General features: G+C 31.5%; 22 protein-coding genes and 4 pseudogenes. 23 read left to right on the top strand and 3 right to left on the bottom strand.

Annotated features, from left to right (window positions below):
• Nucleotides 1-83: 83 nt before the first annotated feature.
• The 13 genes and pseudogenes from FS802_RS09395 (at nt 84) to FS802_RS09325 (ending at nt 6,514) form a co-directional block, all read left to right on the top strand.
• Nucleotides 84-542: a YrhA family protein gene (locus FS802_RS09395; RefSeq protein WP_000265783.1), complete on the top strand. Its 459-nt coding sequence runs from the start codon at nt 84-86 to the stop codon at nt 540-542.
• Between the two features lie 18 nt (nt 543-560).
• Nucleotides 561-1,019 carry an SMI1/KNR4 family protein gene (locus tag FS802_RS09390; RefSeq protein ID WP_070168448.1) on the top strand — a complete coding sequence of 153 codons (459 nt, stop codon included), beginning with the start codon at nt 561-563 and terminating at the stop codon, nt 1,017-1,019.
• A gap of 218 nt (nt 1,020-1,237) precedes the next feature.
• Entirely contained in the window at nt 1,238-1,588 is a 351-nt protein-coding gene (locus FS802_RS09385; protein WP_144524978.1) for a CdiA family toxin C-terminal domain-containing protein, read from the top strand.
• A 27-nt stretch (nt 1,589-1,615) separates the two neighbouring features.
• Nucleotides 1,616-1,996: a ribonuclease toxin immunity protein CdiI gene (gene cdiI, locus FS802_RS09380; protein ID WP_001188527.1), complete on the top strand. Its 381-nt coding sequence runs from the start codon at nt 1,616-1,618 to the stop codon at nt 1,994-1,996.
• Nucleotides 1,997-2,217: 221 nt separating this feature from the next.
• Nucleotides 2,218-2,886 carry a hypothetical protein gene (locus FS802_RS09375; RefSeq protein WP_070168450.1) on the top strand — a complete coding sequence of 223 codons (669 nt, stop codon included), beginning with the start codon at nt 2,218-2,220 and terminating at the stop codon, nt 2,884-2,886.
• Between the two features lie 13 nt (nt 2,887-2,899).
• Nucleotides 2,900-2,992 (top strand): annotated as a pseudogene (locus tag FS802_RS09370) (DUF4176 domain-containing protein); the annotation flags it as partial.
• Nucleotides 2,993-3,003: 11 nt separating this feature from the next.
• On the top strand, nt 3,004-3,195 hold the full coding sequence (locus FS802_RS09365) for a hypothetical protein (RefSeq protein ID WP_070168451.1): 192 nt from the start codon (nt 3,004-3,006) through the stop codon (nt 3,193-3,195).
• A 110-nt stretch (nt 3,196-3,305) separates the two neighbouring features.
• Nucleotides 3,306-3,464 (top strand): hypothetical protein, encoded by a 159-nt coding sequence (locus FS802_RS31935; protein WP_255291780.1) that lies wholly within the window; start codon nt 3,306-3,308, stop codon nt 3,462-3,464.
• A complete protein-coding gene (locus tag FS802_RS09360) occupies nt 3,461-3,982 on the top strand; it encodes a SecY-interacting protein Syd (RefSeq protein WP_070168452.1) in 522 nt (173 codons plus the stop codon). Before FS802_RS31935 ends, FS802_RS09360 begins: the two co-directional genes overlap by 4 nt.
• Nucleotides 3,983-4,738: 756 nt before the next feature.
• Nucleotides 4,739-4,957, top strand: coding sequence for a hypothetical protein (locus tag FS802_RS09350; RefSeq protein ID WP_070168453.1), 219 nt, complete (start codon nt 4,739-4,741; stop codon nt 4,955-4,957).
• Nucleotides 4,958-5,532: 575 nt separating this feature from the next.
• Nucleotides 5,533-5,730, top strand: a complete 198-nt coding sequence (locus FS802_RS09335; RefSeq protein WP_070168455.1) for a hypothetical protein — start codon at nt 5,533-5,535, stop codon at nt 5,728-5,730.
• Nucleotides 5,731-5,764: 34 nt separating this feature from the next.
• Complete coding sequence (locus FS802_RS09330; protein WP_070168456.1) at nt 5,765-5,995, top strand: DUF4176 domain-containing protein; 231 nt, start codon at nt 5,765-5,767, stop codon at nt 5,993-5,995.
• Between the two features lie 81 nt (nt 5,996-6,076).
• The gene (locus FS802_RS09325; RefSeq protein WP_171902929.1) at nt 6,077-6,514 is read left to right on the top strand and encodes a hypothetical protein; all 438 of its coding nucleotides are present in this window, start codon (nt 6,077-6,079) and stop codon (nt 6,512-6,514) included.
• Between the two features lie 202 nt (nt 6,515-6,716).
• Here the strand turns inward: FS802_RS09325 and FS802_RS09320 are convergent.
• Nucleotides 6,717-6,976: pseudogene (locus FS802_RS09320) on the bottom strand (tyrosine-type recombinase/integrase); the annotation flags it as partial.
• A 121-nt stretch (nt 6,977-7,097) separates the two neighbouring features.
• Here FS802_RS09320 and FS802_RS09315 point away from each other — a divergent pair.
• From FS802_RS09315 to FS802_RS31025, 3 genes are all read left to right on the top strand, one after another.
• Complete coding sequence (locus FS802_RS09315; protein ID WP_070168457.1) at nt 7,098-7,766, top strand: hypothetical protein; 669 nt, start codon at nt 7,098-7,100, stop codon at nt 7,764-7,766.
• A 129-nt stretch (nt 7,767-7,895) separates the two neighbouring features.
• Complete coding sequence (locus FS802_RS09310; protein ID WP_001160634.1) at nt 7,896-8,132, top strand: DUF4176 domain-containing protein; 237 nt, start codon at nt 7,896-7,898, stop codon at nt 8,130-8,132.
• A 20-nt stretch (nt 8,133-8,152) separates the two neighbouring features.
• Nucleotides 8,153-8,320, top strand: coding sequence for a hypothetical protein (locus tag FS802_RS31025; protein WP_000490952.1), 168 nt, complete (start codon nt 8,153-8,155; stop codon nt 8,318-8,320).
• Between the two features lie 173 nt (nt 8,321-8,493).
• Here FS802_RS31025 and FS802_RS31865 read toward each other — a convergent pair.
• A pseudogene (locus FS802_RS31865) lies at nt 8,494-8,634 on the bottom strand (nucleoside hydrolase); the annotation flags it as partial.
• A gap of 284 nt (nt 8,635-8,918) precedes the next feature.
• On the opposite strand from FS802_RS31865, the gene FS802_RS09300 reads away from it, so the two are divergent.
• Nucleotides 8,919-11,045, top strand: coding sequence for a family 10 glycosylhydrolase (locus FS802_RS09300; RefSeq protein WP_070168458.1), 2,127 nt, complete (start codon nt 8,919-8,921; stop codon nt 11,043-11,045).
• A gap of 4 nt (nt 11,046-11,049) precedes the next feature.
• On the opposite strand, the pseudogene FS802_RS09295 reads toward FS802_RS09300, so the two are convergent.
• Nucleotides 11,050-11,268 (bottom strand): annotated as a pseudogene (locus FS802_RS09295) (tyrosine-type recombinase/integrase); the annotation flags it as partial.
• A gap of 118 nt (nt 11,269-11,386) precedes the next feature.
• Here FS802_RS09295 and FS802_RS09290 point away from each other — a divergent pair.
• The 6 genes from FS802_RS09290 (at nt 11,387) to FS802_RS31015 (ending at nt 15,692) form a co-directional block, all read left to right on the top strand.
• A complete protein-coding gene (locus FS802_RS09290) occupies nt 11,387-12,058 on the top strand; it encodes a hypothetical protein (RefSeq protein WP_144524976.1) in 672 nt (223 codons plus the stop codon).
• A gap of 412 nt (nt 12,059-12,470) precedes the next feature.
• Entirely contained in the window at nt 12,471-13,121 is a 651-nt protein-coding gene (locus tag FS802_RS09285; RefSeq protein WP_070168460.1) for a Yip1 family protein, read from the top strand.
• A 354-nt stretch (nt 13,122-13,475) separates the two neighbouring features.
• Nucleotides 13,476-13,958: an antitoxin YezG family protein gene (locus FS802_RS09275; protein WP_070168461.1), complete on the top strand. Its 483-nt coding sequence runs from the start codon at nt 13,476-13,478 to the stop codon at nt 13,956-13,958.
• A 581-nt stretch (nt 13,959-14,539) separates the two neighbouring features.
• Nucleotides 14,540-14,935 carry an alpha-ketoglutarate permease gene (locus tag FS802_RS09265; RefSeq protein WP_070168462.1) on the top strand — a complete coding sequence of 132 codons (396 nt, stop codon included), beginning with the start codon at nt 14,540-14,542 and terminating at the stop codon, nt 14,933-14,935.
• A 287-nt stretch (nt 14,936-15,222) separates the two neighbouring features.
• Nucleotides 15,223-15,384, top strand: a complete 162-nt coding sequence (locus tag FS802_RS31020; protein ID WP_171902930.1) for a hypothetical protein — start codon at nt 15,223-15,225, stop codon at nt 15,382-15,384.
• A gap of 149 nt (nt 15,385-15,533) precedes the next feature.
• Nucleotides 15,534-15,692 (top strand): hypothetical protein, encoded by a 159-nt coding sequence (locus FS802_RS31015; protein ID WP_171902931.1) that lies wholly within the window; start codon nt 15,534-15,536, stop codon nt 15,690-15,692.
• Nucleotides 15,693-15,775 lie beyond the last annotated feature (83 nt).

Here is a 15,775-nt window from a genome sequence, read left to right as displayed (position 1 = left end):
ATTCTAAGAATGTTAAACAATTATGAGGGAAATGAAAAAGAAATTTTTGAACTGATTCAAGCTGAAGAAATGGTGAAATTTATATGTGGAAAAATCTGATTTTAGAAATTGAAGATATATTGAAAAGTGTTAATTATAAGCTGAATACACCCGCAACGGATACTGAAGTTCAGAGATTAAGAGAATATGCAAAAGAGAAATTTAATGTTGATTTACCGAGTGAATACGAAGAGTTTCTTAAAACTGTAAATGGTTTAGACTTTGATGGATTGGTACTTTACGGAGTCGATTCTCCTTTACTAGAAACAGAAAAAGATGAACATGAACATATTTGCGGCTTTATAGACACGAATGAGATTTGGTATGAAAATGAATTTCAAAAAGAGTATCTTTTCTTTGGCGATTCAAATATTGCGTGGTTTTGTAAAAGCTTATCAGACGGTACTTATTTAGAACTTGATAAACCATCAGGTACGGTAATGAACACATATAATGATTTTAATACAATGCTTGAGGAAGCGTTAAAAATAACCCTTCTTTAATAGGAGGTAGTAAAAATTATGTTTAATTTTTTGAAAGAATATGTTGTAGCAGACAGAAGTGTCCGTTCTAAACAAAAACCTATTTTCTATCCTATATATCAAGATGAGATAGATGAGGCAGAAAGCTTATTACAAATGGAACTTCCAAAAGAACTGAAACGCTTTTATCAAGAAATAGGTTGTGGGTTTTTAAATTCTGATAAAAGAACGTTTTTTAACAGATTTATGGACCCGATTTCAGTTGCAGATTTCCGTTTAAGACAAGATATTTATGAATATAATCCCAACCTAGATGATGTAGATGATGATGAATCATTAGTGTTTTTTGAAGTAACAGAACTTAACTTTTTAACCATTAAATTTAAAGAGGAAAATGAATTAGGTCAATGTCCTATTTACTCTGAGGATGGGAAAATAGCGGATTCTTTAGAAGAATTTTCAATTAAAATGGATGAAAATCCTGACTATTATATTTAATCTTTTTAAGACTTGCTTTAAGGTGTAGCATTTGAAAAATATCTAATCATGAGTAAGAAAGCTTATGTATAACCTGCATAAGCTTTTTTAATGTCCATAATAGGTAAAAAGTATCAAAAACATTCACCATTAAATCACTTGAAAGTTTAAAGCGACTCCTAAATTAGAAAATCATATTAAAAATATAGATCCCTCTGTTCCAAGAAGGAGAGGTATTGATGGAGCACACAACAGTGAAGAGTTTTTTAAAAACGATATTAAAAATAGTCAGTGAATCACCTTCAAAAATTCTAGGTGTAAAAATAGTAGAATACAATATGCCTAAGTTAAATATGGATGGCACCCCTACAGGAGAGTATGGAAATAAAGTATTCACAAACAACATTTATGATCCTAAAATTATAAGTGATAAGGAATTTATTAACCGTGGAATTGAAGCAGCTAATGACGCTAAATTAAAAACCAGTGATGGAGTTCTTTCGAGAGAAGGGACAGGTGTTGACGGTAAAGAAATAACTTGGAGAGGATACCATAAAGGTGGAGAAATCTCTTCTTTTTTTCCAGAATAAATTAAAGATATACGAGGAGAGATATGTATGCAAAGAGAATTTAGATTAAAAGATGAGGATTTACTAGATTTAACCCATTTTCCTATACAAGCAGTGTTTAATATGGTAGATGATGAAAGATTTTTAAAGGTAATCAATTCAGTTTGTGAAGGAGTAGGATTTGGAGAGGAATATGGCGCATGTACTTTTCCAGGAGATTTGGATGAGTATGATATTGCCAATGGAGATTCATTTGAAGGGGTAGAATTTGCATTATACAGTGGTGATGAGGTAATAATTAATTATCAAACACTTTATCATTATTTAAAAAAAATGTGTGAGGGTTATTCAAAAAAGTATCCAAACACAATTAAGAGATTAGAAGACAGTCTTAACAAATTTATTGAATTATACAATATTAATAGGTAGAGGCTATTTATAACTTATCCAAAATCATTATAAAAGGTAGAATGTTTCATGATTAGAATTGATTATATGCTAATATTCAATAGAAAGATTTGATGTTTGAAAATTCGCAACAAAATCGCATAATATGTTTAGTAAAATTAACCGATTCATATTTTACTCATTATGTATTAAAGGGGAAATGAAAGAAACTTGGTCAACAGTAGTGGGGTGGTTTAATTAACATGAAAAAAAGTATAAATTTTAATAAAAAAGTTTTCGAATATTATATGGCTCTTTATGCTGTAAGTGATATAAGATCGACTATAATTACTCTTGTGATTGGGATAGCAGATATATTTGTGCTTTTACCTGCTTTTGCGAATCCTGTTCAACCGATATATATGTACATAATAGTTCCACCAGTTGCTTTTTTAAATGTATGGGCAATATGGATTGTTATAAATCCTAGGAAGCGGCAATTACAATACACTCTATTTCGTGGGGTATTTGGCATCGTATGTTCAGTAGGATTATTAGTTATAACCCAAAAGTTTGCATATGGAATGTTAGGATTACAAACTCCCATCTATTTTATTTTTTCGGTTGGTTTGTATATTTTTGCTTTGAATTATTATTATAAAAATCATATTAAAAAACTTCAGGAACCAATCAAAAAATCAAAATCATCGAAAAAAAACTCTGGTTTTGGAGTAGTGGCTTTTGTAGGGTTGGGTCAACTCGTTGCTAATATCAGTCTTGGTTTTGCAACACAAAAGGTGGTAGCAATTGTATTAATGTGTGTATACTCCATGCTTTCGTTTATTTTGTTTCATTTCATTATGGAACTCCATAGGTACTATTATTTAAGGAAGCATATAGAAGATGGGGGTAGAACACATGAAACCTTTTAAAGAGGTTTATTGAATTTTAAGTATTGTGATTTATGGAAGGAAACAAAAACTTATGGTTAAAGAACCTGTGATGTATGACTATATTGGCTGTTTTTATCCAAAAGGAGGAAAGCTGATATGCAAGCATTTAAAGTTGGGAAATTAGTCACATTCGTTGCAATTATAATACTTCTTGTAGTTGCTATTTTATCTCCTTACAATTTATTAAAAAAGATTTATTTTATTATTGGTGTTCTTATTATTGGCGCAATTTCACTTGGTGCAAATAAATTCTTTGAACTGATACACAGTAAATTTGATAAGAAATGATATTACTTATGTGATATGGAAATTCCCCTCTAAATCATTAAGGATTTAGAGGGGAATTTCCATAATATGATTTTACCGAATTACGTGGAACTAAATTAGTTCATCACTATATTGGTGGTGGTCAAGCTGTTGGTGTTCCGCTGCCACTACATCCTGGTTTTGGAGGGATTCATAACGCAGAAAAAGCGATTGGAGCATGGGGAAAAGATGCAGAATATGTAGAAATGCTTCAGAAATTTATTGAACATCATACATTAGGCGGTAAATAAAAAATGAAATGGAAAATTGTTTTGATCAAATAATTAGAGAGTGGCAAGATTGTAATAATTCATTGCCAAAATCTTTATGGATAGAAGAAGCAGAGGCTTTTATCTATGAAGGAGAACCAGATACAGAGGGGTACGTATTTTGGAAACCTTTAGAGAAAAATATAATTCATGATTTTTCTGATATAGAAAAAGATTTGGAGATACAATTACATAATTCAATTAAAGAATATTATAATTCTTATTGGTTTTTAGACTTAGGAGGTAATTATTTAGGTTATGATTTTGAATTAAATCCCGTTATACCAGGAATTGAACTGCATGATTTTTATGTATCTTTACAAGGATACCAAGGCGCACATGATAATCAACTGAATAATATTCCTATTGGTATGGAATTTAATGGTCTCCTGGTAGTTGTAGATAATGGAAATGGACAAGTAAAATTAGAAGATTATGAAAGCGGAAGCTTTGAAGTTATTTGTGATAGTTTAGCAGAATTAATTTTAAATCTTTCATAATGTATATTAAAAACTAAAAAGTAAAAGTTGGCATTTATGAGTCCGCTTTTATTTTTTTAAATATATAGTTTGGATTTGTTTTTAAAAATTAGATAAGGAATGTATAAAGGACATCTGAAACGTTGATAGTATTGCAAACATATGAAGCGGAAATTACTAAAATTAAGATACCTGATTATATACCTGTATTAGGTGATTATGATAGAAGTGTCAAAGGTGAGATTATAATAGGTGGGTATGGTTATAGATTCCGCAGGAGTTTCATTTAAGTTTGAGAAGGAAGCGAGATAATAGAATGCAAAAATTTTCAAAAATAGTTATATGTGTTGGTGCGTTAATAATGATTATACTGGGCATGATTGTACATGATACATGGAAGGATAGGATTTATTTTTCTTTAGCTGTACTTTTTGTTACCGTACTTTCTTTACTATGGAATATAGTTGCTCATAATATTATGGATAAATTTAGAAAAAAGGAGAATAAATAGCTATGAAACTTTTACCGATTGGAACAATAGCAGGGTGGTCTAATTAACATGAAAAAAAGTATAGATTTTAATAAGAAAGCTTTTGAATATTATATGGCTCTTTATGCTGTAAATAATATAAGATCGACTATAATTACTCTTGTGATTGGGCGCAATAGGTTTGAAAGGTAGCGTTGGAAAAGAAACTGGTATAACAGTTCCTGTTTTAGAGGGGTTTACTGTGGGAAGTAGTTTTAAATGTGAAAAACCTGAGGAGAAAAAATGATATGAAAACACCATCGTATAAACCATTATATATTTTAGTTTATGTCATAATATCCGTATCTATTATAGGGTTAATGATTACTCCATCCAACAATTGGTGGGAAAAGTTGTTAGGAACTATCGTTCTCATTCTTTTGGGAGCAGGTTTAATATGTTTTTTAAAATTCGGACGGTGGGCGCAAGAGAAATTTTATGATAAATTTACAAAAAAACGGGATTAATATAAGACTGGAGTAATTAAGATATGCGTACAATAAATAGAATTCTGACTTTTACTGTATGTATTATGTTTATGTTGTTAATTGGGGCTTCTTCTACTATGCGGTTAGAGGATAAACTTTTACTTATAGGTTTGCTGCTAATTTGCAATGTTATTGCATACTTTACAGTAGAGTATATCTATAAACGTATAGACAATAAGAAAAAATAGTAGATTTATAATTCTCGAAATTTATTCAATATTTAGGAGGCACAAGTATCAATGAAACTATTACCAAATGGTTGGTTTTACAGTAGCCCAAGCCGGGATAGAACAAGAGAATATTAAAGGATTTGGAATAGGAGCTAAAGCTACTCTAGTAAAATATGAGAGTGCTATAAAAAGTCCTATTCCATTTATGGATAAAAAGTTACAAATTTGGGGGATCAGCATCGCTTGGAACACTCGGGGAATCTTTTGAAGCTGGAAAAAGTGGATTCAAATTCCATGTGCCATTTGATCCTGGTGTAGGTTTATGGGGATTTGGTTTAGAAGTTAATGTTAAGGAATAAAGGAGATAAGTAGTATGAATAAAAAGTGAAACAATTTAAATATTTTATGATTATATTAGCTTGTATTGCAATTTTTGGTACAATTTTACCTAATGCATTGGATCCAAATGAAACATTGGCAGGTAACATCTCAGTTGCAGTTTTTGGTACAATGGGTACTTGTTTATTATTTTCCATTACTTATTTTATTATAAAAAAGGCTATTTTAAGAAGTGGAAACTAAGATGGGGTAAAATTTAGAGTTAGAATTACTTCCAATTGGTTCGGTTGTGAAATTTAAAACATGGGAGCAACCTTTGATGATATATGGTAGAAAACAGGAAGATTCAAAAACTAAGGAAACTTGGGATTATGTGGCTTGTTATTATCCTATTGGAAATGTTTCAACTGAATATAATATGTTTTTTAACCATGAATACATATCAGAAGTTATTTTTACTGGTTACATAAATGAGGATGAAATTAAGTTGCGTGAAGATTTGAAATAATAATTTGAAATTTATAACTATAATAAAAAATATATATCTTAATGGATATAATTTTTTATTATAGTTATTTTTATAAGTTTAATGGTGAGAATTTTATTGGGAATAGAAGGGGTAATGATAGTGAAAATTTTTAAAAATACAATTTTATTTGTTTTGTGTTTAGTAATTCTTAGTGGTTGTTTTACAAGAGAGGGGACTATTGTTGGTGGTAAAGTTCATGGTTCTTCAGATAGTGTATCAGGTAGTATATCTGGAGATTATAGAAAATTTACTGGATCTGCAACTCAAGATAGGAAAGTTAAAAAAGGTGAGAATTGGATTTTTTCTTTTGATGATAAAACTAAACAAGGAACTATAATTGCTTATGTTGTGGATTCAAATGATAATACAATACTAGAGTTTAATAGTGGCGAAGGCGAAAAAAATATTAAAGTGCCTAAGGATGATACATATAAGGTTAAAATTAAAACGGAAGAACATGGTGGGGAATTTCGAATATCATGGAAAAAAGAAAAATAGTTTTTGGATTGAAAAAAGCATCTAAAGATAGAAGCTTTTTTTAGTCTTTAATTAAATAGTTTTGAATCTGTATTCTGGTGAAATATATAGTAGTCATGTTTTTTAAGTAGAGAATCAGCTCCAATTTAATTCAAAGAATTATTAAGTAATGTTTTTAAATCTGATTGTATATCAAATTTTTCTTTATGTTGATCATATATGATTAGATATAGAAATTATCTAGTATATTATCTTTTTCTTCCTTATTGATGCCAATATATTTAAGTGTAATTTATGAGGTGCTATGATTGAGTATTTCTTACAACATAGCGAAATCTTTTGTTTATAGAACCAATAGCCGAAGGTTTTGCGCATGGTGTGAGTCCTAATAGATTCGATACCGGCAAAATCTCCGGCTTTTTGAAATTTTTGATACGTCTAGATCTTATTAATGGGTTAATCTTCTTTTCGAGAAGGGAATAGTATTTTACAGAAGGTGTAAAATGGGAGGCTGATTTAGGTGGTGAAGATGAAAGTATTAAGGATATGGTGAAAACAGGTTCGAAAAAAGCTTGGTCAACAGTAGCGGGGTGGTTTAATTAACATGAAAAAAAGTATAGATTTTAATAAGAAAGCTGTTGAATATTATATGGCTCTTTATGCTGTAAATGATATAAGATCGACTATAATTACTCTTGTTATTGGGATAGCAGATATATTTGTGCTTTTACCTGCTTTTGCGAATCCTGTTCAACCGATATATATGTACATAATAGTTCCACCAATTGCTTTTTTAAATGTATGGGCAATATGGATTGTTATAAATCCTAGGAAGCGACAATTACAATATACTCTATTTCGTGGGGTATTTGGCATCGTATGTTCAGTAGGATTATTAGTTATAACCCAAAAGTTTGCATATGGAATGTTAGGATTACAAACTCCCATCTATTTTGTTTTTTCAGTTGGTTTGTATATTTTTGCTTTGAATCAGTATTATAAAAATCATATTAGAAAACTTCAGGGACCAATCAAAAAATCAAAGTCATCGAAAAAAAACTCTGGTTTCGGAGTATTGGCTTTTGTAGGATTGGGTCAACTCATTGCTAATATCAGCCTTGGTTTTGCAACACAAAAGATGGTAGCAATTGTATTAATGTGTGTATACTCCATGCTTTCGTTTATGTTTTTTCATTTCATTATGGAACTCCATAGGTATTATTATTTAAGGAAGCATATAGAAGATGGGGGTAGAACACATGAAACCTTTTAAAGAGTCTGTATTGAATATTCAGTATATAATCGCGGTTCTCCTATAGTCAGTAAAGACTACGGAAAAGAAAAGGGAGAAGCAACATCATGAATATAGAATTACATTTAGATAAAGGAAGGATAGGGAATTCTGCAATTTTCTAAAGAAAAGTTTTTACCAAATGGTTCTATTGTTCTGTTAAAAGGTGGGACGAAGAAAATTGTGATTTACGGTAGAAAACAGGGACAAGTGAATGGAAATAAAATGTGGGATTACGTGTCTTGTCCATATCCTCATGGGAATTTGTCTAAAGAATACAATGTATTTTTTAAAGGTTTTGAAACAGTTGAAGAGTTAGAGTTAAGAAATAAACTATCAAAATTTTAGTGAAAAGGTAGATTAATTATATGTTTTCAGGATTTCAATGGTTTCCTAAAAAATGGGGAAAAAGAAAAGTTTCAGAACAGTTTCTTCAATCAAAGTTTGCTGATGAAGGTAAAGGTATTTTGATTACTATTTATGCTATAGATTTGTATTTTATATCTATTCCTTTAAATGTAAAAAAATATAATTAGTTTTAATCATAAATATATTCTTTATTTGAAGATTGGGGTAGTACCTCACATCCATCAACTTAAGAAAACAGGTTACCCCCAAAATGATAAAAATAAATTTCAGGTCTATAAAAACAAAAAATTTCCATTTGGAGGGTACTTTAAAATCTTAGCTTAATGGACAAGGGTATTCACTAAAATAGGTCGCCAGTCGTTACAGTCATAAACTCCTTAAAAAACTGTTCATAATTCATTTGTATTGCAATCCTATGTTTTGGACGATTACCGAATGTTTCTGGTTCAAAAGTAGATCTAAAACCTCCTATACTTTTTCCTCATACAATGTTTCTCCTGAATTTTACTAGTTTCTTAAACGGATTATAATTAAATATCGTTACATAAGGTTATCTTTATGTATTTTGTATTTGAAGATAATGAATTAATAGGGGGATGGAAATTTAGAAAGGTTTTCTCCTGGCTTAGTAGAGGTACCAAATGAGGGGATTGTGACGGAAAACATATAAAATGTTATAATAGCATTTGGAATATATAACCTTTTGATTCTAGGAAACAAAAAATCTACTAGTTGTTATATCGCAAAGAGAGAAAGGAAATAAATATGTTTATAAAAAAAGTAATAAGTAGGGGGCGCGTTCAGAGTCTACTCATTCCCATTTTATTTCTGGCACTTATCATATCTGCTTCTAGCGTAGAAGCATCAGAACAACAAGCCATAAATAAAAAACGTGAACTACGTGCCGTTTGGATTTCAACTGTGTTCAATATCGATTGGCCAGTGAAAGGTGCAAGCGCTGACGAACAAAAGAAACAGTTTATTAACATCTTAGATGATGTTAAATCAATGGGGATGAATGCTGTTGTTGTACAAGTAAGGCCAACTGGTGATGCATTTTACCCATCAAAACATAGCCCATGGTCAGAGTATTTAACAGGTACACAAGGAAAAGACCCAGGCTATGACCCACTAGCATTTATGGTGGAAGAAGCGCATAAGCGCAACCTAGAATTCCACGCATGGTTGAACCCATATCGCATTACAACAAGTCACCAAGATGTAAACAAACTAGCTGTAAATCACCCAGCTAAACAACATCCTGATTGGGTTGTTAAACACGGCAAGCAACTGCTCTATAACCCTGGCATCCCAGCTGTTCGAGACTATATTAAAAATAGCACTCTCGAAATTGTCCAAAACTATGATGTAGACGCGATTCATATGGATGATTATTTCTATCCATACGCAGATGCGGAAAATTTCAAGGATGAAACAACTTACGAAACATACGGGAAAGGTGAAAATAAAGACGATTGGAGACGTGAGAATGTCAACACACTTGTTCGCGATTTATCAACAAGTATTAAACAAACAAAATCTCACGTGAAATTCGGAATTAGCCCATTCGGTATTTGGAGAAACAAACATAATGACACACAAGGTTCCGAGACAAATGGCTTATCCGCTTACGACAACATCTATGCTGACTCAAGATTATGGGTGCATAAAGAATGGGTGGACTATTTAACACCTCAAGTTTATTGGAGCATTGGCCATAATGCCGCAAACTATGACGTAATAACAAAATGGTGGAACAACGAAGCACAAGGAAAGAACATACACCTATACATTGGACAAGCTGCTTACAAGATTAATAACGATTCGGACAAGGCCTGGGAGAACCCGACTGAGACAAACAATCAATTGGCTCTTAACTCAACACTTCAAAATGTAAAAGGAAGTATGTTCTTTAGTTACCGCAATTTAAAGACAAATATATTAGGTATCAAAGATCAATTACGAGCAAATGCGTACAAATACCCAGCATTAATTCCAACTATGCCTTGGTTAGATAACTCTGCGCCAAGTAAGCCTTCTATACATTCTGTGACAGACGGCCCTAACGGTGCAACAATCTCATGGAATAACAATGCTGGTAATGACGCGGCCTATTTCGTTATCTATCGTTTTAACAGAGGACAACTAATCGACGGAAACAACTCATCTGTGATTGTCACAACAATTCGTAACAACGGTTCAGAGGTACTATCATATGTAGACAAGGCAGTAACGAATAGTAGTGACTACACATACGCAGTTTCAGCAGTAGACCGCCTTCATAACGAAAGTGACCTAGTTCCGGCTTCTACGCCTGAACCTGAACCAAAACCTGAACCAAAACCGCAATTTAAAGATGTATCTACTAACCACTGGGCTTTGACTTATATTAATTTTCTAGCTGAAAAGAAAATTATTTCAGGTTTCCCAGACGGGACATTCAAACCAGAAGACAGACTCACTCGTTTACAAGCTATTTTTATGATTTTGAACGAAAAAGGTATTAAAGATTTATCTAATGTATCCAATCCTAATTTTATCGACGTAAATCCTAGTACTTATGGGTACAAAGAAATTGCAAAAGCAGTTGAATTAGGTATTGTTACAGGCAAAGTAAACGACAGCGGCCAAAAATATTTCGAGCCAAATGGCGTGTTAACCCGTGCTGAAATGGCAACTATTTTAACTCGTAACTATAATTTAAATGGGACACACAGCGAAGAATTCTCAGATGTTCCAAAAGGTTATTGGGCACATTCGTACATTCAATCATTAGCCAAAAATGGTATTGCGGTTGGATATGGCAATGGAATGTTCGGACCAGGGGATCCGTTAACACGAGAACAGTTTGCGACTATGATGGCGAGAACGATAAATGAGGAATTACGTTAACATTTTAACGCCAAATATATTTCAGTGTAATTTGTGGGGTGCTGTGATTTAAAATTTCTTGCAACATAGCCACATCCTTAGTTTGTTTATAGAACCAATAGCCGAAGGTTTTATGCATGGTGTGAATCCCGATAGATTCGATACCGGCAAAATCTCCGGCTTTTTGAATTTTTTGATAAGCCTAGATCTTATTAATGGGTTGATCTTCTTTTCGAGAAGGGAATGATATTTCACAGAAGGTGTAAAATGGGATGTTGATTTAGATGGTGATGGTGAAGATGATAGTAGTAAAGGGGAAATGAAAAAAGCTTGGTCAACAATAGCAGGGTGGTTTAATTAACATGAAAAAAAGTATAGATTTTAATAAGAAGGCTTTTGCACATTATATGGCACTTTATCCTGTAAATGAAATAAGGGTCCAAGTAATTGTCCCTGTCCTTTTGGGGGCAGACGTGTTTGTGCTTTTGCCTGCGTTTGCGAATCCTTTTCGATTACTCTATGTATATATAGTAACTCCTCCAGTTATTTTTTTGAATTTGTGGGCGATATGGATTGCTATCAATCCTCGGAAACGACAATTGCAATACACTCTATTTCGAGGAGTATATGGCATCATATGTTCAGTCGGATTATTGGTTATAACTCAAAAATATGCCTATGAAGTGTTACAATTACAAACTCCCATCTATTTTATTCTTTCATTTGGTTTGTATGGTTTTGCTTTGTATTATTTTTATAAAAATCATATTGAAAAACTTCAGGAACCAAGAAAAAAATCAAAATCATCGAAAGGAACTGGTGGTGTAAAAGTAGCAGCTATTGCAGCGGGATTGGGGCAGTTAATTGCTAATATAATTCTTAGCATTGCAACACAACAGATGGGGGCACTTGTGTTTATGTGTGCATGCACAGTGTTTTCGTTTGGTTTGTTTTATATGATTATAGAACTTCATAAGTATTATTATTTACGGCAGCATATAGAAGATGGAGGGAAAATACGTATAGGCTTTTAAAGAGGATTTGTTGCATTTCAAGTATATAATCGCATTCTTCTTATGGAAGCCATTCACGAGACTTATAGCAATAAAAGATGTATAAGTGGAAGATTATATTCTAGTAAAACATCTGAAGGAATGGAAATTAGGTTTGTTCTTATTAATGATAGGATTATAAATGTTTATCCAATGTATTAAAGAATGTGAGGTACTCAAAAATGAAAGTAACTACTCAGCCCATAGTTAAAAATGCAAGACAATATAGAGGTAATTGCTAAGAAGCACTCCCCCTAAGTTTCAGATGAAATTAAATGATTGAATATTTATATTTAAATAACCGACTATTTATGCTTTAATATTTCTAGTTACATAATTGGGATGATTAGGAAATTATATTTAAGATGTTTTAAGAAAGGGGAATGTTTTTTATATGGAAACTCCAGAAAATCAATTTAAACGTGCACTTAATCCTTGGTTCTCCATTTGGACAAAACCACGTGATACAATGAAAGAAATTTTTATATCCAAACCTAAGAATGTGTTTTTACTTATTTTATTAGGCTCATTCGTACAGACTTTAGATCGAGCATCTTCTAAAAATATGGCAGATTCAATAAGTAGTCCAGTTTCATTAATCTCAATGGTTATATTCGGTACCTTTGTTGCTTTCTTAATTTATTATTTTTTGCTACCAGCGTTATTTAATTGGGTGGCAAAAAAACTTGGTGGACAAGGTACCTTTGAAAAAACACGTTACTCAGTTGCCTATTCTTATATCCCTTACGTTTATTCTCTTATATTAGTTTGGGTGCCTTCATTTTTCTTGTTTGGGATAGAAAACTTTACGAGTGAGACACCGGAAATGGATAGTAGCATAACTTTAACGATTTTGTTTCTTATTTTTGCCATAATTGATATAGTTATTGGAATTTGGACAATCATTATTTCCTTAAAATGTTTAGGAGAAGCACACCAATTTTCAGCATGGAAAGCATTATTAACAATAATAATATCCTTTATGATTATCATTCTTCCTTTGGTAATAATAGTATTTCTTATAGTAGGGGTTACAACCTTTTAATCATTTATTTGCTTCTTATGAATTTAGAAATTTAATAGAGGTCTGGGGACAAACACAAAAAATGTGTAAAAATAATAACTAAAAAATTAACTTTTATAAAAACATTTAAACTAAAATGCTTCTTAAGCGTGGGTCCAATAGCTCACGCTTTTTATTTTGGGTGACTATAACATTTATTTTTAAAATTTATAATCATGTTATTTATTACGGACAAACTTTAGAAGATGGAAAAACGGTAAAAGTAAAAAGCCTGCATATTCGGATGATAGTATAAGGCCTTCTCAATTTAAAATAGCTTATGAGATTAATGGGAAAATTAAAAAATAGGATAAAAAATCAATCTGGAGGATAATTATGGAAACTGAAAAAATAGAAATAGTTTATCAAGAAATAGGTACAAAAATAGATGGAATTATACCAGGGGAATGGAACGAGATTTATCTATATGCTGAATTATTAGAGGATTCAACAGAAGCGTACTTCTTCTTTACTACTCCTAAAAAAGATGGTTTTATTTATTCGAATAATATTCCAAAAGTATATGATGTAGATGAAGAGATTTATGATGACTTATTATTCGAACTATATGACGCATTAGAGAAATTGCGTGAAGATTTTAAGAAAAATGAACAAGAATTATGGACAAACTTAACATTAATTCTACATGATTCAGGAAAATTCAAAATAGAATATGATTATACAGATGTGTTATCCCCTGAACATAATACTACAGAAAGGGAGGTAATATGGAAATACAAATATCTTGGTATTATTCCCGATAATGAAATTGATAAAAAGTTTTTAGATAATTATCTTAAAAATATAGAAGATAAATAAAAATATTGATAATTGTGTGTTATGTTACCCTCTATGAATTATCATTCATAGAGGATTTTTTATTAAATTCAATAGTTAAAAATGAATAATCCTCATACTTAATTATGGGAGGGAGCAGATAGGAACAGAATATAGTCCCGTTCGGAACAATGACGTTTGAGGGTTTGCTTCATATCTTTGAATTCTTTATTTTCAATGTTTTGAATGTATACTTTTGTTGTGTATTTTGAGAATATCAGGGGAATTGATGGGAAGTCAACTTTTACTGGGATTTGAATGTAAACTAATAATAAAAAGTTTGCTTTCAAATTAGAAAGGGTTAGTCCCTCACACCCAAAAACAAAGGGGAACTCAATTATTCAAATTCATATAAAGTTTCAATCTTGTCTAAGCATCCATTAGGATATACAATTGATCATCTATTTTTCTTTACATAATCTCCAGATGCAGTCCATATCAACTATAGATTCTTGTCTTATGCTAAATGTAATCAAAAAGCAAGTAGATAAAGATAATGACTAAAACATTAACTCTAGATACTTTTTTGATGAATATTACAAATAAACAGGAGGTAATGAAAAATGATTAAAACATTATTAGCAGGAGCACTTTTAAGTACAGGATTGGTAGCGGGAGGTGCAGATGATGCGAAAATGGACAATTTAAAGTCAAATGAAGATAGTTCAAATCAAGTAATTACACAGAGTGTAGATGGAACAACGTCTTTCTCACAAAACTTTGATTTACCTAAAGATGCAGTGCCAGCAACTCCTAAAGGAGACGCAAAAACAGTTGAAAGAACAGAAGGTACAGGTTCTCAAGAAGGAAAAATGGTACCGACAAAAGAAGGTACAGATTCTCAACCAGGATTTGAAATGGGAGCCCCTGAAAAACCAGAACATGCAAAAACAGTTGAAAGAACAGAAGGTACAGATTCTCAAGAAGGAAAAATGGTACCAGCAAAAGAAGGAAATTAAATAATATATAGTTATAACGAGGAGCATCCAAAAAGTGGTGCTCTTTTTATATTATAGGAATTAACTAGTTCTACTGAATATAGAACTGTAGGAGGAATTGAGACTAGAACATGGGGCCTATCTCTTCAAATCATGGTGTTTAGGGCAATAGTTTTGGTGGTAACGTTACAATACAAACATTTTATTAGAGATTTTCTAAATTTACATACACTCTAGATAGACTACATATCAACTTCAGATACTTATTTTATGATACAAGTAATCAAACAAAAGGAGGGCAATACAAAATGATTAAAGCAGTATTAACAGGGCACTCTTTTATGTACAGGAGATTATTAACAGGTGGAGAAAATGTTGAAGATGTACAGACAGATCAACATATTCCATATGAACAAAATGAATTGCAGCAAACTCTAGAAAAGTACGATTCGAAGAAATTTGAGTTATAAAAAGAAAATAGATAAATATAGTGAAATAGATAAATTAACAAGAGAAAAGCACTTTGTGTATATCACAGGTGATTTTTATTTTCATTTGGATATAGGACTTGAATCAAATTTTTATACTAAAATATATACGGCAAAAAGGAGGGAGTACATTGCACAAAATTATTTATGGAATATTAATTTTAATTTATACTTTGTATTCATTTTTTGTAAGTGACGGAAGTGAAGTAAGGTTTATTATAGTGTTAACTATAGTACTTATCTTTTCTGTGGTTTTAGAAAAAGGAAATGCAAACAAAACGACTGATTAAAGGTCTTTTTGTTTGCATTTTTTAGTTGGCTATTAAAGTCCAGATGTTTTAGGGATAGCACCAAACCGCCATCAAGCTTAAAG

The organism is Bacillus sp. DE0042 (assembly GCF_007680225.1).
Classification (GTDB): Bacteria; Bacillota; Bacilli; order Bacillales; family Bacillaceae_G; genus Bacillus_A; species Bacillus_A wiedmannii.
Note: the sequence above shows the minus strand (reverse complement) of the source record. Positions and strands in the feature narration are given on the sequence as shown.

Excerpts from the sequence above, each read along its gene's own strand:
- FS802_RS09275 (WP_070168461.1), top strand. The coding sequence starts at position 13,476 with ATGGAAACTGAAAAAATAGAAATAGTTTATCAAGAAATAGGTACAAAA.
- FS802_RS09350 (WP_070168453.1), top strand. The coding sequence starts at position 4,739 with ATGAAAACACCATCGTATAAACCATTATATATTTTAGTTTATGTCATA.
- FS802_RS09375 (WP_070168450.1), top strand. The coding sequence starts at position 2,218 with ATGAAAAAAAGTATAAATTTTAATAAAAAAGTTTTCGAATATTATATG.
- FS802_RS09265 (WP_070168462.1), top strand. The coding sequence starts at position 14,540 with ATGATTAAAACATTATTAGCAGGAGCACTTTTAAGTACAGGATTGGTA.
- FS802_RS09390 (WP_070168448.1), top strand. The coding sequence starts at position 561 with ATGTTTAATTTTTTGAAAGAATATGTTGTAGCAGACAGAAGTGTCCGT.
- FS802_RS09290 (WP_144524976.1), top strand. The coding sequence starts at position 11,387 with ATGAAAAAAAGTATAGATTTTAATAAGAAGGCTTTTGCACATTATATG.
- FS802_RS31020 (WP_171902930.1), top strand. The coding sequence starts at position 15,223 with ATGATTAAAGCAGTATTAACAGGGCACTCTTTTATGTACAGGAGATTA.
- FS802_RS09395 (WP_000265783.1), top strand. The coding sequence starts at position 84 with ATGTGGAAAAATCTGATTTTAGAAATTGAAGATATATTGAAAAGTGTT.
- FS802_RS09385 (WP_144524978.1), top strand. The coding sequence starts at position 1,238 with ATGGAGCACACAACAGTGAAGAGTTTTTTAAAAACGATATTAAAAATA.
- FS802_RS09365 (WP_070168451.1), top strand. The coding sequence starts at position 3,004 with ATGCAAGCATTTAAAGTTGGGAAATTAGTCACATTCGTTGCAATTATA.
- FS802_RS09300 (WP_070168458.1), top strand. The coding sequence starts at position 8,919 with ATGTTTATAAAAAAAGTAATAAGTAGGGGGCGCGTTCAGAGTCTACTC.
- FS802_RS09315 (WP_070168457.1), top strand. The coding sequence starts at position 7,098 with ATGAAAAAAAGTATAGATTTTAATAAGAAAGCTGTTGAATATTATATG.
- cdiI (WP_001188527.1), top strand. The coding sequence starts at position 1,616 with ATGCAAAGAGAATTTAGATTAAAAGATGAGGATTTACTAGATTTAACC.
- FS802_RS31025 (WP_000490952.1), top strand. The coding sequence starts at position 8,153 with ATGTTTTCAGGATTTCAATGGTTTCCTAAAAAATGGGGAAAAAGAAAA.
- FS802_RS09285 (WP_070168460.1), top strand. The coding sequence starts at position 12,471 with ATGGAAACTCCAGAAAATCAATTTAAACGTGCACTTAATCCTTGGTTC.
- FS802_RS09325 (WP_171902929.1), top strand. The coding sequence starts at position 6,077 with ATGGTGAGAATTTTATTGGGAATAGAAGGGGTAATGATAGTGAAAATT.